This window comes from Aquimarina mytili (assembly GCF_016735115.1).
Classification (GTDB): domain Bacteria; phylum Bacteroidota; class Bacteroidia; order Flavobacteriales; family Flavobacteriaceae; genus Aquimarina; species Aquimarina mytili.
Genome location: NZ_JAERQJ010000017.1, coordinates 1 through 19,853, shown reverse-complemented (window position 1 = coordinate 19,853; position 19,853 = coordinate 1). Strand labels below are relative to the sequence as shown.

30 protein-coding genes are annotated in these 19,853 nt (G+C 35.8%); 20 read left to right on the top strand and 10 right to left on the bottom strand.

The window, feature by feature from the left end; genetic code table 11:
- The first annotated feature begins 23 nt into the window (after positions 1 to 23).
- The 15 genes from JJQ60_RS21220 to JJQ60_RS21150 all read left to right on the top strand — a co-directional run bounded on the left by JJQ60_RS21220 (position 24) and on the right by JJQ60_RS21150 (position 8,426).
- Positions 24 to 2,315, top strand: a complete 2,292-nt coding sequence (locus JJQ60_RS21220; RefSeq protein ID WP_201924599.1) for a type IV secretory system conjugative DNA transfer family protein — start codon at positions 24 to 26, stop codon at positions 2,313 to 2,315.
- A 3-nt stretch (positions 2,316 to 2,318) separates the two neighbouring features.
- Positions 2,319 to 2,768 carry a hypothetical protein gene (locus JJQ60_RS21215; RefSeq protein WP_201924598.1) on the top strand — a complete coding sequence of 150 codons (450 nt, stop codon included), beginning with the start codon at positions 2,319 to 2,321 and terminating at the stop codon, positions 2,766 to 2,768.
- 36 nt (positions 2,769 to 2,804) lie between these two features.
- Positions 2,805 to 3,308 (top strand): restriction endonuclease, encoded by a 504-nt coding sequence (locus JJQ60_RS21210; protein ID WP_201924597.1) that lies wholly within the window; start codon positions 2,805 to 2,807, stop codon positions 3,306 to 3,308.
- A 314-nt stretch (positions 3,309 to 3,622) separates the two neighbouring features.
- Positions 3,623 to 3,838: a hypothetical protein gene (locus tag JJQ60_RS21205; protein WP_201924596.1), complete on the top strand. Its 216-nt coding sequence runs from the start codon at positions 3,623 to 3,625 to the stop codon at positions 3,836 to 3,838.
- A gap of 25 nt (positions 3,839 to 3,863) precedes the next feature.
- The gene (locus JJQ60_RS21200) at positions 3,864 to 5,558 is read left to right on the top strand and encodes a ParB/RepB/Spo0J family partition protein (RefSeq protein WP_201924595.1); all 1,695 of its coding nucleotides are present in this window, start codon (positions 3,864 to 3,866) and stop codon (positions 5,556 to 5,558) included.
- Positions 5,559 to 5,659: 101 nt separating this feature from the next.
- Positions 5,660 to 5,824, top strand: coding sequence for a hypothetical protein (locus JJQ60_RS21195; protein WP_201924594.1), 165 nt, complete (start codon positions 5,660 to 5,662; stop codon positions 5,822 to 5,824).
- A gap of 10 nt (positions 5,825 to 5,834) precedes the next feature.
- On the top strand, positions 5,835 to 6,032 hold the full coding sequence (locus JJQ60_RS21190) for a hypothetical protein (protein ID WP_201924593.1): 198 nt from the start codon (positions 5,835 to 5,837) through the stop codon (positions 6,030 to 6,032).
- 10 nt (positions 6,033 to 6,042) lie between these two features.
- Positions 6,043 to 6,474: a hypothetical protein gene (locus JJQ60_RS21185; RefSeq protein WP_201924592.1), complete on the top strand. Its 432-nt coding sequence runs from the start codon at positions 6,043 to 6,045 to the stop codon at positions 6,472 to 6,474.
- A gap of 9 nt (positions 6,475 to 6,483) precedes the next feature.
- Entirely contained in the window at positions 6,484 to 6,711 is a 228-nt protein-coding gene (locus JJQ60_RS21180; RefSeq protein WP_201924591.1) for a type II toxin-antitoxin system ParD family antitoxin, read from the top strand.
- Complete coding sequence (locus tag JJQ60_RS21175; RefSeq protein ID WP_317194039.1) at positions 6,711 to 7,004, top strand: type II toxin-antitoxin system RelE/ParE family toxin; 294 nt, start codon at positions 6,711 to 6,713, stop codon at positions 7,002 to 7,004. Before JJQ60_RS21180 ends, JJQ60_RS21175 begins: the two co-directional genes overlap by 1 nt.
- Before the next feature lie 50 nt (positions 7,005 to 7,054).
- The gene (locus tag JJQ60_RS21170; protein ID WP_201924590.1) at positions 7,055 to 7,315 is read left to right on the top strand and encodes a hypothetical protein; all 261 of its coding nucleotides are present in this window, start codon (positions 7,055 to 7,057) and stop codon (positions 7,313 to 7,315) included.
- Positions 7,316 to 7,322: 7 nt separating this feature from the next.
- Complete coding sequence (locus tag JJQ60_RS21165) at positions 7,323 to 7,499, top strand: hypothetical protein (protein ID WP_201924589.1); 177 nt, start codon at positions 7,323 to 7,325, stop codon at positions 7,497 to 7,499.
- A 14-nt stretch (positions 7,500 to 7,513) separates the two neighbouring features.
- A complete protein-coding gene (locus JJQ60_RS21160) occupies positions 7,514 to 7,774 on the top strand; it encodes a hypothetical protein (RefSeq protein WP_201924587.1) in 261 nt (86 codons plus the stop codon).
- Positions 7,775 to 7,798: 24 nt separating this feature from the next.
- On the top strand, positions 7,799 to 8,056 hold the full coding sequence (locus tag JJQ60_RS21155; RefSeq protein WP_201924586.1) for a hypothetical protein: 258 nt from the start codon (positions 7,799 to 7,801) through the stop codon (positions 8,054 to 8,056).
- 7 nt (positions 8,057 to 8,063) lie between these two features.
- The gene (locus JJQ60_RS21150; RefSeq protein ID WP_201924585.1) at positions 8,064 to 8,426 is read left to right on the top strand and encodes a hypothetical protein; all 363 of its coding nucleotides are present in this window, start codon (positions 8,064 to 8,066) and stop codon (positions 8,424 to 8,426) included.
- Positions 8,427 to 8,448: 22 nt separating this feature from the next.
- Here JJQ60_RS21150 and JJQ60_RS21145 read toward each other — a convergent pair whose 3' ends face one another.
- The 10 genes from JJQ60_RS21145 to JJQ60_RS21100 form a co-directional block, all read right to left on the bottom strand.
- On the bottom strand, positions 8,449 to 9,231 hold the full coding sequence (locus tag JJQ60_RS21145) for a S1 family peptidase (protein ID WP_201924584.1): 783 nt from the start codon (positions 9,229 to 9,231) through the stop codon (positions 8,449 to 8,451).
- The gene (locus JJQ60_RS21140; RefSeq protein WP_201924583.1) at positions 9,212 to 10,372 is read right to left on the bottom strand and encodes an HNH endonuclease; all 1,161 of its coding nucleotides are present in this window, start codon (positions 10,370 to 10,372) and stop codon (positions 9,212 to 9,214) included. The genes JJQ60_RS21145 and JJQ60_RS21140 overlap by 20 nt, the downstream gene beginning before the upstream one ends.
- A gap of 25 nt (positions 10,373 to 10,397) precedes the next feature.
- Positions 10,398 to 10,697: a hypothetical protein gene (locus JJQ60_RS21135; RefSeq protein ID WP_201924582.1), complete on the bottom strand. Its 300-nt coding sequence runs from the start codon at positions 10,695 to 10,697 to the stop codon at positions 10,398 to 10,400.
- Positions 10,687 to 11,163 carry a hypothetical protein gene (locus tag JJQ60_RS21130; protein WP_201924581.1) on the bottom strand — a complete coding sequence of 159 codons (477 nt, stop codon included), beginning with the start codon at positions 11,161 to 11,163 and terminating at the stop codon, positions 10,687 to 10,689. The genes JJQ60_RS21135 and JJQ60_RS21130 overlap by 11 nt, the downstream gene beginning before the upstream one ends.
- Complete coding sequence (locus JJQ60_RS21125; RefSeq protein ID WP_201924579.1) at positions 11,129 to 11,296, bottom strand: hypothetical protein; 168 nt, start codon at positions 11,294 to 11,296, stop codon at positions 11,129 to 11,131. The genes JJQ60_RS21130 and JJQ60_RS21125 overlap by 35 nt, the downstream gene beginning before the upstream one ends.
- A 163-nt stretch (positions 11,297 to 11,459) precedes the next feature.
- Positions 11,460 to 11,708: a hypothetical protein gene (locus JJQ60_RS21120; RefSeq protein ID WP_201924577.1), complete on the bottom strand. Its 249-nt coding sequence runs from the start codon at positions 11,706 to 11,708 to the stop codon at positions 11,460 to 11,462.
- A gap of 1 nt (position 11,709) precedes the next feature.
- Complete coding sequence (locus tag JJQ60_RS21115) at positions 11,710 to 12,462, bottom strand: SOS response-associated peptidase (protein WP_201924576.1); 753 nt, start codon at positions 12,460 to 12,462, stop codon at positions 11,710 to 11,712.
- A gap of 10 nt (positions 12,463 to 12,472) precedes the next feature.
- The gene (locus JJQ60_RS21110) at positions 12,473 to 13,183 is read right to left on the bottom strand and encodes a hypothetical protein (RefSeq protein ID WP_201924574.1); all 711 of its coding nucleotides are present in this window, start codon (positions 13,181 to 13,183) and stop codon (positions 12,473 to 12,475) included.
- Positions 13,184 to 13,189: 6 nt separating this feature from the next.
- Positions 13,190 to 13,609 (bottom strand): LexA family protein, encoded by a 420-nt coding sequence (locus tag JJQ60_RS21105; protein WP_201924572.1) that lies wholly within the window; start codon positions 13,607 to 13,609, stop codon positions 13,190 to 13,192.
- Entirely contained in the window at positions 13,610 to 14,866 is a 1,257-nt protein-coding gene (locus JJQ60_RS21100; RefSeq protein WP_201924570.1) for a Y-family DNA polymerase, read from the bottom strand. It lies immediately after the preceding gene.
- Positions 14,867 to 15,060: 194 nt separating this feature from the next.
- On the opposite strand from JJQ60_RS21100, the gene JJQ60_RS21095 reads away from it, so the two are divergent.
- The 5 genes from JJQ60_RS21095 to JJQ60_RS21075 all read left to right on the top strand — a co-directional run bounded on the left by JJQ60_RS21095 (position 15,061) and on the right by JJQ60_RS21075 (position 19,748).
- Positions 15,061 to 15,246, top strand: a complete 186-nt coding sequence (locus JJQ60_RS21095; RefSeq protein ID WP_201924568.1) for a hypothetical protein — start codon at positions 15,061 to 15,063, stop codon at positions 15,244 to 15,246.
- Positions 15,247 to 15,282: 36 nt separating this feature from the next.
- Positions 15,283 to 16,347 carry a replication initiation protein gene (locus JJQ60_RS21090; protein WP_201924566.1) on the top strand — a complete coding sequence of 355 codons (1,065 nt, stop codon included), beginning with the start codon at positions 15,283 to 15,285 and terminating at the stop codon, positions 16,345 to 16,347.
- A 909-nt stretch (positions 16,348 to 17,256) separates the two neighbouring features.
- On the top strand, positions 17,257 to 18,036 hold the full coding sequence (locus JJQ60_RS21085) for a ParA family protein (protein WP_201924563.1): 780 nt from the start codon (positions 17,257 to 17,259) through the stop codon (positions 18,034 to 18,036).
- A complete protein-coding gene (locus tag JJQ60_RS21080) occupies positions 18,029 to 18,670 on the top strand; it encodes a hypothetical protein (protein ID WP_201924561.1) in 642 nt (213 codons plus the stop codon). Before JJQ60_RS21085 ends, JJQ60_RS21080 begins: the two co-directional genes overlap by 8 nt.
- 37 nt (positions 18,671 to 18,707) lie before the next feature.
- Positions 18,708 to 19,748: a pentapeptide repeat-containing protein gene (locus JJQ60_RS21075; protein ID WP_201924559.1), complete on the top strand. Its 1,041-nt coding sequence runs from the start codon at positions 18,708 to 18,710 to the stop codon at positions 19,746 to 19,748.
- The last annotated feature ends 105 nt before the right edge of the window (positions 19,749 to 19,853 follow it).

Below are 19,853 nucleotides of genomic sequence, written 5' to 3'. Positions count from 1 at the left end.
ACAAATATATAAAAAAATATGTTATGCGGAACAATAGAATAGGATATGTGTTTGGATTGGCTTTTTTTTCCATCGCTTGTTGGGTATTATATGTACGAATCGTTTTTGATGATTTTTTTAAATCCGTCTTTGACCAAAACGTTCTTACCTGGTTGATCCATAAAACAGTCAATGCATTTACCTTGACAGAGTTTAAGCTGAAATTTGTAACCCTCTTTGCGGTTGCTTGTGCCTTTTACTTTTATAAAGGATATACCGAGAAGAAAGGAAACCTGGTACGACAGTACTGGATCTGTGGGATATCGCTTTTATTTGTGTTGTACCCTTTTGAAAACCTACGCGCCTTACCATTGCCCTTAGGCCTTGCATTTTGTGGGCTGTCCCTTCCTTTACTATTGTTCAGTGCCTTACAGATTAAGAAAATATTGTACAGCCGTAAAATTGACCAAGATCAATTCAACCTGAAGAACCAATCATTTATGCAGGAAAAAGAACTGGTTGAAACGGACACCTCTCTTAATTTTGAACACGAATTCTACTTTGATGGTAAGAAACATACCGGAGCCATCAACCTGGTAGAAATCTTTCGTTCGGTTTGGGTATACGGGGTGATGGGATCCGGAAAATCTTTTTCCTTTTTCTTTCCTGGGATCTACCAGCTGATGAAAAAAGACTTTTCCCTGGCTATTTATGACTTTAAGTTTCCTCAGGTATCTACCGCAACCTATAATTTCTATAAACACCTCCAGCCCAACACTTCTTTTTACCAGATATGTTTAACCGATATGAGGTATTCCCACCGCTGTAACCCTATCGAGCCTAAATACATTCCTACTTCTACGGAAATTCAGAATGTAACGAGTACTATCCTGAAGAACCTTTCCGACCAGGACAAAGAAAACCCGTTTTTTGCCGGGTCCGCAGAGAGTATCTTGTCAGCCCTTATCGCTATATCCAAAAAGATGCAGTATAAGTATGATGTTCCTGTGTGTTCCATACCCCACGTTATTGTACTGGCTTCTGTAAAGATCAAATACCTGATCCCTATTTTACTGGCCAATAAAGACACCCTGGTTCAAATCACTTCCTTGAGGGATGCTTTTGATGGGGGCGCTGCAGAAGAACAACTTACCGGGCAGACATCTACCTTACAGCAAAAGTTGAAAGATTTATTTAATAAGGACTTTTTCTATATCGCTTCCGGAAAGAGTGATTTTTCTTTGGACCTGAACGATCCTTATGATAAAAAAATCCTTACCCTGGGCGGGGATGAAGATAAAGCAGATGTGATTGCCCCTTATACTTCTTTATATTTTGAAATCATCTCCAAACGTGTGAACCGCGATGGGCGCCATAAGTTTATGATGGTCATTGATGAATTTGCTCAAATGTATTTTAAAGGATGCCACAAGTATATAGAAACCGGCAGGGAGCGTAAGTGCGGATTATTTGCCCTGATGCAAGGAGTTACCCAGTTGTATAAAAAATATCCGCAACGCGAAGCTGAAGCCCTTATCGATATCCAGGGGACGGTGATCACCGGACAGGCAGGACAAAAGACTGCAGAGCTTGTGTCTCGTAAAATGGGAAAAACCAATCAGAAAAGAAGCTCCATCACCGAAACTTCAGAAAATATAAGTGTCAACCATTCCTTTTATGAAAGTGACCTGGTACCACCTTCAAGAATTGCAAACTTCTCCCCCGGGGATTTTGCCGGAGTGGTAGCTGATCGCTTCCAAAATAAAATCGAACAAAAACGTTTTTTAGGACAGGTACTGGAACATACTGAATCTACTTCTATTTCTAAAAAACACAAACTTCCGCAGATATATTCTTTTGATTCCCCTAAAACACAATCTGTTTATGAAGAACATTGGAATGAAATGATCCACATCGATTTTTTTGAAACCTATAAAACCGCTATCCTGGCCAATAGTTTTGACTCCCTTACCGAGGATGCCCGATTTTATATGAAATACCTGCAGCTGGATGGAGATTTCTTTACCTCCGAACACCGGCATATTCGTAATAAAATGAATCCTGAGCTTCATGAGAAACTCCGTTCCGATGATCCGGACTACAAGACATTCAATTTAGATATGTATCTTTCAGAATTCTTTAGTGCCCGGTTGAAAAAAATCATTCTTGACAACGAAAAAGATATGTTCCTGGACAAACATCTGGATTCTATCTATAAAGAAGTTGAAGATTGGGTCATTAAAGAGTACCAAAATGTTACGGGTAAATATCCGGAAGATGATTTATTTACCCTGGATAACTTAAAAGAACAGGATAAAGACCATATATATTTTTAGAGTATGAGTGAAATGACCACTAAAATTGAAAACCTAAAGGAACAGCTGGAGGAGTATTGCTTTGAAGACGGCGACGTTAATTACATCGTTTTCCGTTTGCGGGATATCCGTAAGGAACTCCTGAAAGAAGACAAGTTGTTTGAAATGCAAAACCTTACTAAAGTTCTGGGAATTTCTAAAAACACTTTCGTTAAACTCGAAAGCGGAACCGTGGGTGCGGATTATCGGACTGTTATCAAATTGATCAATTTATATACAATGAAAGGTTATAACCCGATGTGGATCCTTAAAAAGGAAAACTTTTTTGTGGAGAAAATGGAGGGTGACAATAGCCTTATTTTAAACAAAAGCTCTGTAGAAATCGCAATGAATAAGATGCTGACCCAGTTAAACCAGGCAATGGAACTTACTCAGGATGCTATGGAGGAATTTAAACAGAATATCAAATCATAAGCCTGCTTTCTTTGACAAGCTAAATTACTGACCACTATGAGTTTTTCTTACCTTATTTTTTTAGTATGCTTGGGTGTTATTTTCTTTCTGCTTACTTTTAAACCAGGGAAACATCGGAGGAATATACGTAAGGGAAAACAGATCATCCAAAAGATTAATACTTTTGACCATCCCGGCCAGAAGATTAATTATCTTAAAAAAATAGATCCGTTTGTCTTTGAAGAACTCTTATTGTCTGCCTTTAAAAACAAAGGTTTTAAGATTGTACGCAATAAACGGTATACCGGTGATGGAGGTATCGATGGAGTACTATATGATCAACAAAATAATAAGATCGTTTTGCAGGCAAAAAGGTACTCGAACTATATTAACCGACAACACCTTAAAGATTTTGAAAGAATTATTGCTTTGAAGAAAGCTACCAAAGGATATTTTGTGCATACCGGCAAGAGTAGTCCGGATACCAGAAAACTGTTTTTTTCTTCGAAAATTGAAATTATAGGAGGGAGTAAATTATTGGAATTACTCGCAACTCATTAATTACCCTAAACCACATTTCTCTATAGTCAGTGGAGAAATAATTATCGCGTTCCTGATGGCCGGGCTATCTGCTATATCTTTTGGCAGGTTGCCCTTCCAAAAGGATGCCGCTACTATCCCTAACGCATTTCCCTCCCCTTCGGCCTGTCGCTTTTTTCAAAGGGAAAAATATATTTTAAATAGTTGGTTATGAAGTATATAAATACTCTATGTAACAGGGTTTAATATAAATAAATAATATGTATTAAATGTATTAAATGTTGTGTAAAATGTATTTTTTTCGTATTTTTAAGATGCAATCAAGCTTTAACACCATGCAACGTTACTTTCAAATTCAAGGATATTTTGCAGACGATCAATCCATTTTTGATGCTATCGTCAGTAGTACTCACGATTATGATGAAACTACGGATGATATCATCTTTTTTTATGGGCTGACAGAACCTAATATTCTGCAGGCTATCCAAGAAGAAATTGCTGTGAACGGCGAATTTTTTATCACAGCATATCAGGAAACCGAATTGGTGTAAAGCCTTTAACTAAATATTTTACATCATGACTAAATTATCAGTACAACATCTAAAGCTTGATAAGATCAAGCCAGATGAAAACCAACCCCGGAAATCTTTCGATCAAGACCACTTAAACGGATTGGCTGAAAGTATCGACAAACACGGGGTTATTCAACCCATCACCGTCAGGGCTATCGAAGATGGTTATATGATCGTTGCAGGGGAACGGAGATACCGCGCCTGTAAACAATTAGGAAAAAAGACCATTCCGGCTATTGTAAGGCAAATCAAGGATAACGATATCCTTGAAATACAAATCATTGAAAACCTGCAGCGACAAGATGTAGAACCCATAGAGGAAGCCGAAGCTATTGCCTATCTTGGGTCAAAACATAAGCCCGAAGAAATTTCTAAACGCATCGGTCGAAGCTTGAATTTCGTGTATCAGCGTATTAAACTGGGAGAACTTATCGATGGGTTTAAGCCTTATATTCGAAACAAACAATTATCCCTTGGTATAGCGATCAAAGCTGCAGCTTATCCAAAAGAAGAACAGGAATCCTTTTTGGAACAGATAGGGGATGATTTTTCCGAATGGCAGTTGAGACAGTTGGTAGATAACCAAGCGTGTAACCTTCAAAAAGCCCCTTTTCCCCTTGATGATGAAACGCTACACCCTACTGCAGGTGCTTGTAGTCTATGTCCATTCAATACCGCAAATCAAGGTAATCTTTTTGGGGAAGATAAGCAGGTGTGTACCAAAGGTAGTTGCTTCCAAACTAAAAAGAACCTGGTCTTAACCCGTTTACTTACCAAAGCGAAATCAGAAGATATTCTCTTTATCCCCGATATCCGACGTTATAATATGAATACTGAAAAAGCACAGGCGATTTTCAAAGTGATGGAGCAACACGGATTTACCATATACTTGGAAGGGGATGTACATTTGGTGGAAAAACCTATTGAGCCAAGTCTTGAAGAAATTCGCGCAGAAAATTCATATCGTGATCTGACCGAAGAAGAATTGCAGGAACTCTACGAGGAAGAAGTACAATATTATAGAGACGAACAACAGGACTATAATGAAGCAATGAATAAGGGTTATAAAAAGGCAATGTACTTTCATAGTTATACGTATCAGTGTGTGGAAGCTCTGGCTTTACTCGATGATGCTGACGGAGAACAGGAAACTACGGTTTCCGTAGAATCTAAAAAGATGGATGAATGTACTCCCAAAGAAAAAATCATCAAAATCAAGCAACGGGAAGAACGCAAGAAACAGATTCAGAACAACAAACTGTTTGAAGAAATCTCCAATAACGTAAAAGAAAGCGATTATGTTTCCTCTGCAGAGGAACTTACAAAAGAGGAATTGGTAGCGTTCTGCTTGTCTGCCTTAAGCCATAATGTGCAGTATTATGACAAGGAAAAACACTTTGCTAAAACATTCCCCAATCAGAAAAACCAAAACACAGAAAACTTTATCAAAAAATGTGTGAAGGATTTTAATATGGCAACCTTTAATAAGATTATCCGGTATATGATTCTCAATCAATTGCACTTTGGGGAACAAAACCATACCAATAATAATGTGAACCAATCCTTTTACCTAGCCATACAACATTTTATGGGTGAAGAGATTAGCAATATAGAAACGACCTATCAAATCGAAGAAGCTAAACGGGAAGAGCGTATCGCTCAACGGATAGCGGAATTGGAAGAAACCCCTGTGGTGTAGTTAAGCAATGTTTGTACACATAGCCCCGTTCTTAAGGGCGGGGTTTATGTCTAAATTTGCTAAATATAGATAATATTTGTACTTTTAATAGCTCATAAGTGATGAAAAATACGTATCATTATATTGGCTGGGCAGGAACCCTGAAATACTTTTCTTCGCTATCGAAAACCATTGAAGAAGCGAAAAAAGAAGGAACCGGTTTCGTGTCTATTTATAAAAACGGGGTCTTTTTAAAGACCATAGAAACAACGTATACGGCACATTAAATTTTAGGAAATGGAAAAATATATCGACTTTCCAAGCGAAAAAAAACAAGAGGTTTTAGATGCAATTAACCAAATTTCACATTCTAGAATAGTCACCAGGTTAAACCTGAATAGAAACGGGCAAACCACTTTTTATAGGCTTTCTATCAATGGTAATGAACAAGATATTGATTTATATATCGACGAACTAGAAGCAAATCTTTCTTAAAACAGGTATGATGAAATTATTCAAAAGAAAATACACACCCAACAGTAATCAGCAGGAGGTTAAAAATTTACTGGCTAATCGACTGGAGAAATTACGGCAACTAATAGAAGATGGTTCTCCTGAAGCTTATGACGATACATCACTATATGAAGCATTTGAACCACTAGCATTATATTGCTTTAAGAATCTTGAGATTCCAGAAAGCCACCGATCATATATCGCTAAAAATCTAATGGGAAGAAAAAATGTAGGCGAGAGTTTTACTAAACATGACGCAATATTTTTTCTGCAGTCCAAGCAGCTGCTTAAAGATGATAATTATTTTTTAGAATTTCCATTGAGAGCCATCGAGGTGATGATCAATTATAACGAGCATAAGCTTACCTATGAGCAAATGTTCTATATCTTAGATTATATCTTTGATTTTTATAAACTTAAATGAAGTAAGAATATGAATATCAGTTTCACAAAACAACAGGAAAAATACATTCAGGAACAGGTGGCTTCCGGAGAGTATCAAAACAACAGTGAAGTGATCAGAGATGCCCTTCGCTTACATACTATTTATAGAGAGAAGGTAATCCGCGATTTACGTGCTGAAATAGAAAAAGCGTGGGATGCCCCCATTAGCAACAAGACGGTAAAGGATATTATTGCAGAGAAAAACCTACAAAAATAGTGGGTTCTTACAAGCTTACCGATAATGCCCGGGAGGATATTGACGATCTGTTTGAAGATGGGAAGTATAAGTTTGGGCATATCCAAGCAATTGACTACCTGATTGGACTTGATGAACTCTTGGAAACTTTAGCCCAAAGTCCGACAATAGGCAGATATCGAAATGAAATCAAACAGGGATTATTAAGCTATCCTTACCAGGCACATATTGTTTTTTACAGAATCAGGGACAATCAAGTGGTGATATTACGTATTTTATACGGGGGAATGGATTTACCGAGAAGAATGAAGTAATAGTTGTTTTTGAACCCACGAGTTCAGAAGACTAATTAAAACGCAAGTAAATGATGAAAAAAGCTATTAAACTTTTAGAAACAGGAGATCTAGCAAGATGTTTCAGTTTCACCTACACAAAATATCTTTTAGTAATAGGGGAACATTTTCAAAATGTTAATTACTCTGAAATAAAAGCGTTAAATCTATATGATATGAAGTATGAATACATTCAGGGGGATTTTATAGTAGAAAAGTATGAAGGTGAACTTCCAGATTTACCAAAACAAAATTTAGAGATTGCTTTAGAAAAACTAAAAACTAAAGTCTAAATAACCGATGCCAAGTGTATATATAAACAAACGGGAAAAAGAAGCTATCCACGATGCATATGACTATGTAAATAATTTGTTGGAAGGGTGTACCGCAGATCCTGATACCGCCGAAGGCAAGTTAGCATTAAAGGGACTGTTTGATACACTGGCCGGATTAAGAAGTATTGAAAGAAAAATCTAAAAACCAAATGAAAGATGTCTAGTGTAAAAGAATTAGAAGAGGAAATACAATCATTAAATTTTTTACTCTTAGAACAAAAAGACCAGATTAACGCTTTGGGAACTGAACGGGATTATTGGAAATCACTTGCTACTAAAATGTTAGAGATACAGGGTTATGAAGTTCCAGAGACCGATGGCCCACTTTTAAGAGACAATGATGGGAATTTAATTTCATTTGAATCTGTAAAAGATGATTTTACAAATCTGAAAAGGAAACTTGACAAACCAAAATAACTAATTTAAAGGGATAAATAAACGATGACTTCTTTATTAGAATTAAAAGAGATAAGGAAAAAGATTACCTGGGCAGTAAGATACTCAGACCGACTTATTTTGCTTTCTGATGCAGTGTTTCATAAGATGATGTCAATAGAAAAAGAAAACAAGGAATACTGGGAAACACAAGAGTATATTTTATTAGGAATACGACGAGATGAAATCTCATTAAAAATTGATATACTGGCCAGATATGGCAATATTTTATCCCGCAGAGTATTTCAACAATTACAAGATTAAAGACACAATGAATTTAAAGGAATATATAGCAAAGCTTACTTTTCAGATTGGAGATTTAATACATTACCAGGAACACGATTACCGTCCAGAATTTCCAAAAAACGCTGATATTTATAATAATATGGGCACAATCTTAAGGTTTTTAGGAGGTAAAGAAGGAAGAGAATTTTTTACAGTACAAGACTTGCTGGAAGAAAATTCTACCATAAGAGATATGATCCCAAAAGATGTTATCGATGCCGTAAAGCCTTTTAACTCTATAATGATTGTAGAACTGGTTTCCAGAATGCAAGGAAAACCCGAAGATGGTACCTTTTTCGAAATCGCTGAGTTCGTAAAGTATATGCACAAAAACCCAACCCATAATTAAATATACCTTTCACCCCATTTGGTTAGAAAGGCTCATCGTTGTCCTCCGGAATGTCTACAGTATAGTCCTTATCCCACAAATTGGTTCCATCATCATTATACCACATTTCTTTCACGCACTCCGGCATAATTTCAAGTTCGGACAGCATTGTATAAATAGGCTCCACAGAAATTACCGCAAAGTAACCTAGTTCAGCTGGAGCATGATCATTGATCAATGACTCCACAATAACCCCCATAGCAAAGCCATATTCATTTATGGAAACACCGCCACTAAATCCTCCCCTTGCCATACACGATAGAATGAAATGAGGATGTCCTCCTGTATATTTGTCTACTACCGTATTTACTTCTGCAATGGCAGCAAACAAATTCACACCTCCTGACATAGGAATCCTGGGATACCCTAGAATCAAAGTAGAATGAAGCACCATCTCATCCCCTAACCAATCATCCAAATGTCCCCCCAAAGGAATTGCAGGAAGGTCTTTCCTGTCCACCATAAAACAAGCTAAGTCCACATTTTCATCGGAATGAAAGAAAGGACCGCTTACTATATTTAATTCGCCAGCGAAAGCAGTAACTGTATAAGAACCATTCTCTTCAGGTCCTGACATCACATTTTTAACCGTTCCTATTTTTTTGATCTTCCGAACGTCTACTACGTGCCTAGCAGTTACAAAAACACCTTCCCCAACATGATAAGCGGTACCAATTTCAATATCCCCTTTTTTGTTTTCTATTTCCACATAGGCTACAGCTGGCCCAAATGAATTATAATATTCCCTAGCTTGTTGAGTTTCCATCTTTTTTCTTACTAATTTCTTTTATTAACTCTGCACTGTTCTGCTTATGCAACATAAGTTTTGCAAAATCTAAACTAACCTGTTCAAAAAATTCGTTTTTTACCTTTTCACTTATCGGCTCCCCTGAAGGTTCATTTTCAAATACCTTAACCGCCTTTCTAATAATCCTATCCAATTCCCTTTGATCGTGTAACCTATTTGATATTTGACGTATCCGGAAAACCCTGCTTTTGGCTTGATTTTGGTTAAAAGGTTTTTCTGTAACGATTCTTTTAATTTCCTTTTTGGTTAACGAAAGTTCCGTCACATTTTTTTTCGTTTTTTGAGAGATGACATCAAAAACATAATCAATATCTATGACTTCCCCAGTATAGTCCTCATTGAGAAGTACCATAAAACTATAAGCATCTAGTAATTCTACATAGGCATATAACACACCTTCTTTCGGATCTCCAATAATTTTAAGAACGTGAGGAACCTCATTTTCTTCTGCTTTGTAAACCCTTTCTTCCGGATGGTACATCCATACGATATCTAATTCTTCTTCTCCATTTAAGTAAGGCAACAAGTGTTTTACGACTTCCCTCTTTCCCTGGGCGTAGATATAAAAGTTTACCGCAATCTTTACAATAGCTTTCATTGCTTCAGGACCTCCAATATGTATTTTTAGGTTCAAGGCCTGGTTAAAGTATTCTTTTTGGTGGACGGCAGCTGCTACTCCTTTCTCAACATCTATTTCCGGGTATTTTCTTTTGTAGGACTCCAGTACTTTCCTTAATTCCTTTTCAGAATTAGCATGTATCTCAATTTCCCCTTTCTTCAGATCTTCTTTAATGGTCGGCCAAGAAAGTACCGGTGGCTTTCCAGGAGGAAGGTTAAATCTTTCTTCGGTACGGACTCCTATCCCTATTTCTGATTGGGGCTCTCCCCGGTCACGGGTGATCATTAAAAGATTTGCGAAGGCGTTGGTGGATTTTGCCAGGGCAGCATCCCATTTCTTCCCAAAAGTTGAATTGCATTCTTTACATAGTAAATCCCTAGAAGTTAATCTCCCCCCACAAGCATTTGGTATGATGTGTTCTAGGGAATGATTGTCTGAAGTGATCTCTTTGGTGCAGTTGTAACAATATGTTTTTCTCATAGATAAAGATTTTATGTTCATTTATCTATGTATGCTTTCTGTTTAGATATTCGCGAACCTGCAGGTACTTTTGTTCTTTAACAGTATTTGGTTCATCCATATGCCTGGCAAATACATAGTTCGCAGAGAATTCATCGATATCAATCAATTCAGGATTGTTTTTGAACTGTTTCAGGTTCTCGGCAAAAGCAGCTTTCACATTCTCAAAATCAATGTAAATTTCATCATTATTATACGCATCGATGGTATTATAGATGATATCTCCAATCCTTCCTAAAAGCGTTTTGCTTTTAGTGACAAATCCAAAGCGAGTTTTATTTTTCATTTTGCTTTTTAAAGTATTTCACAAAAAATATGACCATAAGGATCGCTGTGATCATTAAGGCAATAAAAAGTTTTGTGCCGGGTTCATTAAATTGAGTAGCCCGGGCATCAAGCAAAATTATGACGGTTGTATACGCAGTTAATATTGCCGGGATAAGCAATAAAAACTTATAGGGTTTGCCGGTAGCATCTTTATGCCAACCAGCCCAGCCAATGGCTGCAAACAAATGTAATAGAAAAAAATAAATAAACGTGCGGTAGGAGGTAAATCCATTTACTCTTTTTTTACCTTCCTCGTTTACTGTAGTGAAAAATTCTTCGATACCCAGATCCGGAACCCAGTCTTTTACTCCTGTTCCCTTTTCGGTGATGATATCGTGAAGGAATGGTAGCGTTGTACAAAAATAAATTGCCAACGCTACCAATAAGTAATTAAGTATCTTCTTCTGTGATCTCTTCTTTGTCAATTGCTTTTAGGTCAAGTTGTTCCAATTGATCCAACTCCTGAATTTCTTCCTGAGTCGAATCCGCCTCGCAAGAGGTAAATAGTACAGACATACCAACTACTAAAATTCCGAATAAAAATTGTTTTGCTTTCATAATAATTCATTTAAAAAGTTATACTTTGTTAACTTATGAAAGCTACTAAAATTATTCAAACCCAAAAATGTGTAATAAACTAGATTCTAGGGGCTTAAATTCTGGATGTCTCTAACAAATATAAGAAAAGGATTTTTTCCCTTCTTCCATACCTACGTAATTCTTATGGTTTTAGTTTTCTCCCCGAGACATAAAAGTCTAATCTTTTCCCGCTGTTGAAGCTTTTGATAGAAACAATTCTATTGCTGGAGCTGGCGTATACTACTTCCACAAAAAAACGATCTAACGCATACAGCGCATACCCATAATATCCTTCTTTTAAAGAATCGAGGTGTTTCCCTTTTTCTGTAAGCAGTACTTCTTGTTCCTTTTTACTTAGGTTTCTGTATTCCTGTAAGGTAATTTTTTCCATACTAGTTCTTCAGACTTTCCACGAACCCTAACTCCGGGTACTCTTTTTGCCTAATGATTTCAGAATTGTTTGTTTCTACTTTTGTTTTAAATAGATCCTGTGTAACAGGATATGTGCTTAATGTTTTATCATCATACTCCACATTGATCAATTCCTTAATGTGTTTTTCGTTCATATCCGGGCGAAGCCATTCCCTTTCCAGTTCCCGGTCCAATAAAACAATTTGTCTTTTTTTGGTATTATGAATTTTTGCAAACAACGGGCTTGCTTCTTTAGTAATCATTGTCATGGTAAGCGCCCCATCCCTGGTAATAGAATAAATACCGGCTACAGACAATACACCATCCTGAGCATCACTAAAGTAAAAGGGTATTTTCTTTCCATTATGATCGTGAGGCTCGAAAAAGCCCGTCAAAGGAATGATACAGCGTTTTTCATAAATACTATCCTTGTACACATAGTAGTCAAATAGCTTTTCACTTCGGGCATTGAGCCCACCACCATACCGAGCTTGTACTTTGTAATATTCGTTTTGATCTGCAGCACTTTTACCTTTAGGGATGATCCCCCAAATAGAAGGATGTAATTCAAAAGGGCTCTCCTGGGGAATCACCAATAGTTCCGGATGGGAAAAACCATTCAGATGGTATCCCATAAAATCAGTATCCTGTATTTCAAAGACTTCATTTCTTTTTGCTTCATAGCGTTCTTCTAATTCCGGAACTCTTTTTGTTTGACTGGCGTGAAAACACATATGCTAGTATTTAATATTTATCTTTCAGTTTTTTTATAAAACGTTCCATCACTTGAGGATCCATCCGTAAAGCAAATTCTTTGGCCAAGTTTTCCAGTCTGTCATCACTGAATTCATACAACTCTTCATATATCGCATCCCTCAGGCCTAAAAGCCACTGAATCGGAAAGTTTCTAATTCTTGTATAAAATTTTCTCAAGCTTTCCTCAGAGTACCCATCCACTTCTTTAAATTCCTCGATATGGCCGATCTTACTATCCCCTTCCCTTGTCCAATGTTTCAAAGTGTTGTTAACCTCACGGAGTTGGTTTACTTCTACATACCCTTTTATTTTCTTATAATCTATTTCCTTAGAATTTAGAAAGCCTGTCAATGTACTCCACCGGTATAGATCCTTTGAGGTTTTATTATAAGCTGCTTTCAAAAGCCTTTTTACATTAATCTCCAGGCTTTTATATAGATGAATAATTTTCACTTCATAAACAGCCATTAATTGCTGTTCCAAATAATTAGCATTCACCAAATCATACGAACCTGTTTCCATAAAGGACTCTCCGGCATCCTGATATTCATTTTCAAGATTTTCATTTAAACTTTTTATTAAGCCTTTTGTAGGGGCCTCCAACAGGTTTATGTCCAATTCATCCATATAAGTGGCCAATCCCATTTGGTCCATATTTCTCTTCCATTCAATGCTTTCCGGATCGTAATTTTTTTTCATTGCGTACTATACTTCTTTGATCACATACGAAACGACCCCCCAAACAATGAGTTCGTTTTCCTTTTCTACTTTTATTGGGGTGTAATTCGGGTTTTCCGGCATTAAATATACACAGTCTTTTTCTACCTTTAACCTCTTTACGGTGAATTCTCCATCCAAATAACAAACAGCAATACAGTTATTACTAGGTTGTTCGCTTCGGTCAATTACCAACAGATCCCCGTCATCCAGACCTGCCCCAATCATAGAATTTCCTTTAACCCTAGCGTAAAATGTTGCTTCCTTGTCCCTGATAAGCTTATCGTCCAAGCTTAATTTTTGTTGTAAAAAATCATCCGCTGGCGATGGAAACCCTGCAGATATTCCCACATCCATAAACTGTATTGATTTTCCTTTTTTCTTCTCCCTTTGATATAGTTGTATCATCTATTTAACTGTTATAATGTCTTCCCATTTGGTGGTATAAAACGGAGAAAGGCGCTCCTGCCGCATTTTCCATTTTCTACCTAAGTCCTGGCTGGCCAGTCTGATTTTTGTATTTCCTTCCCTTTGGTTTACCTGATCGATAATCTTCATTAGATTTTTATGCCGTGGATCCTCATTACAAAACAGGTTGAGCTGCCGTTCATTTTCCGGTACAATACCCATCACAATCACTCCTATTTTTTTATATGCATAGCCTTTTTTGTAAATACTGCGTAATCCCTGTTCTGCATACCTGGAGATCGTAATAGAAGAATTACTTGGATAAGGAAGGCTCACCGCAATACTATTGCCATAATGCGCTATATTCTCCTTAAACGGATTGGTTCGTACAAAGACATACACCACATTCGCTGCAGAATTTTGACGGCGTAATTTTTCTGCGCAGCTTACTGCGTATGTAGCTATTCGCTCCTTTAAAGTTTCGTAATCCAATACATCTTTCTTTTGTGACCTGGTAGTTGCTATAGCCTTTTTATTTTTTACTTCCTCCAGCTCCAAGGTTGGCAGCCCTTCCAATTCTCTTTTTAGTCGCAACCCTACTATTGAAAATTCCTTACGGACGTATTCGTTTGGTAGGTCTATAAATTCATTTGCTCTCGTCACATTTATCCGTTGAAGCCTTTTCGTAAACTGACGGCCTATTCCCCATACATCTTCAATTTTAGTCCATTTTAACCCTTTGTATTCTTTTTCCTTACTATCCATCACATACACCCCTCTCGTCTGGTCCGGGAATTTTTTGGCAATCTTATTGGCAACCTTCGCCAGGGCTTTTGTTTGAGCAATACCAATACTGATGGGAATGCCTGTAATGGTATACACAGCTTTTTTTATTTCTAATCCGTATTCCCAAAGGTTATAGCGATCAAAGCCTGAAAATTTTACAAAGGATTCATCAATACTATATACCTCGATTTCTGGGGAATATCGAGATATCACGTTCATTACACGTTGACTCATATCCCCATAGAGCGCATAATTTGATGAAAAGACTTTTATATCATTTTCTGTAAAAATTTTTTGATACTCAAATGCAGGAGCTCCCATTGGAATTCCGAGAGCCTTAGCCTCGTTACTCCTCGCAATAACACACCCATCATTATTTGATAAAACTACCACCGGTTTTCCTATCAAAGAAGGATTGAACACACGCTCACAACTTGCATAAAAATTATTACAGTCAATCAAGGCCATCATAAATGCAAAATTATATAAATTTTGGATTTTATTGGAAAAATTCCTAAAAATAGGAATATATCCATATTTCTAATGCATCTCTTTTTAGACATCTATATAAATGTATTAAATGTATTTAAAGTTGTGGAAAATATATTTATTTATTATTTTTACAAGGTTATTTTAGCTTATATCCTGTATATTAGCCGATATTTATGGAGTATGTATTATACACAAACCAGGAAGAATATATTGTAGAGTATTTGTTTGGTAGTTTGATAACTACTAAACATATCTCGGAAGCTATGCGGTTTACTACCGTTGAGCTTGCCCAGGCTTTTCAAAAACAATTGTTTGTACATTATGGTTTGTTATGCTCTATTAACACCTTTATTGAATAAAGATCTATGAATACTCAACGACTTGTTATACAACCTATGCGCTTTGTAGAAGCGGTTTTTGACTTTACCCCCGTTCAGCGTGATCTTATTATGCTGATCCAACATCAGACCCATCCTACGGGTAAAATCAAAAGTGAGTTTTCCATAGATTTGAAACCTTATCTTGAAGAGAAAGGACTTAATTTAAAAGACCAACGTTATGGCCACTACAAAGAACTTTGTGATAGCCTATTGGAATCAAAAGTGAATTTTAAGTACTTCAAAGGAAACAAACTCTATAGCAGCCACAACCTATTTAAAAAATGTACTCTCGATCGGGATTTTATAATGGATGTTGAGATCATTGATGATGTACTGCCCTTATTTTACATCAACAAGCTTAAAGAGGGACATTTTAAAGACAGCAAGTTAGTCAAGGAATTATTTGAGCAAAGCAAAAACGAACACGATAGTTATGTTGCTTATTTACCTAAGACTTATATAAATTTTGAAGAGAGTTCTACGAAGCGCCTTTACGAAAAGTTGTTAGAACACCGAAGATATACTTCTTATAAATTTGAACTTACCAAGGATGAATTGTATATGCTTCTTGGTTATGGATATCTCAAGGATGTAAAGGAGGATAACTTATTTAATATTGAGCGACAGGAGTTTGTACAGACAGCTTATAAAGGGGTTAATGGTTGGAAAAACCTTCGCCCCTTACTAAATAATTGGCTAAAAGATATATCAGAGCACGAGGAGTCAGGCTTGTCAATAGCTAAAAAAGGCAAAAACTTTTTTCAAACACAAGGCCGACCCATACGAAGCATTTTTATTCACGTTACCTATGACGCCAAAACTGTTAAACTGGAACCGGAAAAACAAAAGGTTTACGAAGCCCTGGAAGAGTTTGGACTCTCGGAGAACCAACGAATGAAAATTATTAGTGATTTCCCGGCAGATAGAATATTGTCCAGGATCCACGATAAGATTATCCGGATGCGAGATGATCACGGAAAAAAATACTGGGGAGAGAAAGAACGCGCTGATTACAGAAAGATTTCTAATGTTCCCGGATATATATACGGGGTTGTATTTGAGTATGGTAAAAAACACTAATCGGAATCAAAACATACTTTGCGGAAAGAAAACACACTTTACGGAATCAAAACACACTTTAAGTAAAAAATCCTTCCGAACGCCCATCCACACTTTACGGAAGAAAAACACACTTTACGGAATCAAAACATACTTTACGGAATCAAAACATACTTTAAGTTATTTGATATTTAGTTCAAGGTTATTACTTAAAATACTGTATATCAATAGTATACACTTAAAATATGTGTTATAATCATTCGGAAAAGAAACATACTTTAACGGAAAGAAAACACACTTTATCGGAATCAAAACATACTTTAAAAATGATAAAACCCCTATTATCAAGGCTTTACACGGCCCTAATTTATTTAATAATTCGTATAACTTACGTAATTCGTATTACTAAACCCACCCACCCAACCTGCTCAAACGCCGCGAGGCTATAAGCGGAATTTAATTATTACCTTTTGCAAAAGGTAACCAAAAGCAGGAACAAAGGAACAAGTTGCAGAAAACTTTTGAAGGGGTGTTTTTATTCCGCGCTGTGATTGATTGGGATAAGTTTAAAGATGTTTAAGAGAAAAAACAAGTAGTTGTGTGAAATTAAAAAAAAAATCGCTTAAAAGGCTTTAAAATCGCTTTTTTGAATTTTACGTTTTCAAAAAAAGTTCGAATAATAGAAAACCACCCTGTAAAAGGGTGGTCTAAAATGTGTTTTTGCACATATGTTCACGAAAGGGGTTCCTACATCCCTTCACGCACCACAAATGTAGTATATTTTTTGAAATAACAATTAAATGTATTAAATATTTTAAATGTATAAATATGCTATTAATACATAAAATTCTATTAATATTTTGTATCTTTGAACTACCTTTTAAATTGTAGGAAACGTATAAATATTTATTTAATACATTTAATTACTTTATGGTAACACTCACACAGGTCAATCAAAAAGGAGGAGTTGGGAAGACAACTAATACAATTCATATCGGAGCTGAACTAGCTTCCAGAGGAAATCGTGTTTTACTGATCGACGCAGATCAACAATGTGATCTAACAAGAGGAACGGGTACAACGGAATCTACGTATGATCTTTTAAATTTTCTTAACCAAGATCCTGGTTTTCGATTAAAACAACGCAGCACTAACCTGTTTGTACTTCCAGGAAGTGAAGAATTTTTCGCTAGCCGGTATCAGAGATTTGCTTTAAAAGAAGCAATTACTAATTCATGCACTAATAAAGATGGAGGAACTTTTTATTTAAAAGATCATTTTGATATTATTTTTATAGACGTTCCCCCGCAAGGATTAGATCCGGAAGTTACAACCCCTGCAGAGTTAGCATTATTGGCAAGCGATTATTTTGCAACCTGTCTTTTTGCGGACGTATATGCAGTTGAAAATTTAGAAAAAATTTTATCAAAAATTAAGCGATTAAAAGACGAATATCATCCATCTTTAAAGATGGCAGGAATTTATTTTGGTAATGTGTTATCCACTAGAAGATCTTTTAAGAAGTACTGGAGAGATGTTGAAAATAATGCTCCTGGATTACTTTATAAAACATTTATACGACAAGACGCTCAGATAGTTGAAGCTGCAGATGTTGGTAAAACTATATTTCAATATCAACCTAATTCTAGATCATCCGAAGATTATACACTTTTAGTTGATGATATCTTAAAATCCATTAACAATGACTAAAAAACAAAAACAAGACAGTATTGATCAAGAAGTATCTTTTGGGAGTTCAGCTCCTAAAGAATATAAAAATATGGCAAAAGCTGCTTCTCAATTCAATACTCCTACCTCCAAAACCACCCCTCCACCAAAAATAGATCATTCCAAGCAACAAGGATACGAAAAGGCTTTAAAAGTGGTTATACACAGAGATGCATTTCAGCGTTTCAATGTTTGTTCACGAAAATATGATGATGCTTTCTATGAAACATATAAAGCTACCCTGGCCAGAAAGTTTTTTTTACAAGATGTGATCAGTTACTATGTAAAGTTTTTAGAGAACCAGAATCTCTATAAAACTGCCCCTGATAATTTTATTTATAATGCTACAAAGAAAGGAAGGCGAAAGAAAAATGACAGAAGCTTTAGTTCCGATGAAAAAGTAGCAGAATTTTTTGGGGTAACTCAAAAATCCTATGATGAATATCTCAATGTAATGTATAGTTACTTTGAAAGTAAAGATAACCTGGATCCTTCTATATTTACCACAGGATATTTCTTTTACGACCTAATTGATTTTACAGAGAAACATATTACTTCAATCATTGAATATGCTAAAGAGAATACACATTTAGAGCCGTTCAATAAAAATAATTAAATGTTGTGTCACATATTTTTAAATATTTAATACTATAATGAAATTCATATTTTTACTCTTATTACCAATAACCCTATTATCACAAACTCCTACCTCAGAATTACCTTATAAAGATCAGCCAATATCTAAGAAAATTCAACATCATAAACGTTGGTTAAACACTTCTGATAATTTAAAAGGGAAACAATTGGATGTAGACAAGGAAGATTTAACCGGTGTAGATTTTTCAGGCATCGATCTCTCTAAAGCAAAATTTAAAAATTGCATTCTAAAATTTGCGATGTTTTCCAACACGAATCTTTCCCTAACTGAATTTGTTGATTGTGACTTATCCAACGCAGATCTATCAAATACCATATTAAATGATTCAAAATTTATCCGTTGTACTATGAATGGATCCAGCTTCAAGAATTCTGAAATCAAAAGGGCAACATTTACAGCAAAACAAAACGTTGTTGATACGTCTTATGTTAATTTTGAAAATACTAAAGTACATTCTGTAGAGTTTGGCCATATTAATTTTAAAAACTTTTCCCTGCAGGGAGCCAATTTTTTCAATAACAAATTTTTTACCTGTCAATTTCCTAATAAGGACTTTCGTGTTTTTGAAAGGTTTGAGCGGACTTTGTTTGATAAATGTATATTAGATAATTCCACAGCAATAGGGGTAAAATTTGGTGAAATAAAATTCATCAGTTCAAACGCAAGGGATGTAGACTTTACTAAAGCTGAATTTATTCGATGTATTATATTAAATCAAAGTGATTTTTCCGGATCCAAATTCATTGAAGCCAATTTAAGAGGATCTTATTTTCGAAACTCAAGATTCAGAAGATGTGGTTTTAGTAAGACTAATTTAGATGATTCTGAAATTAGAGTGTGCGATTTTGAATCTGCCGTTATCCAGGAACCGATAGCAAGAAATACCGATTTTTCTGGATCTAATTTTTATGCGGGATATCTTAATTTTTCTGATGTGCATAGTAAAGCAAACTTTACTGGGTGTACCTGGAGTAATGGAAACCAATGTGATACAGAATCTTTTGGTTACTGCAAGCAGGTAGTTGATAATAATTAAATGTTGTGCATATTCAATTAATACAATTTATTCTTTTAGTATTTCATTATTTTGTGATGGTCTTCAAACGAAGGTATGTTAAGGTTCAAACTCAATATTTAAATT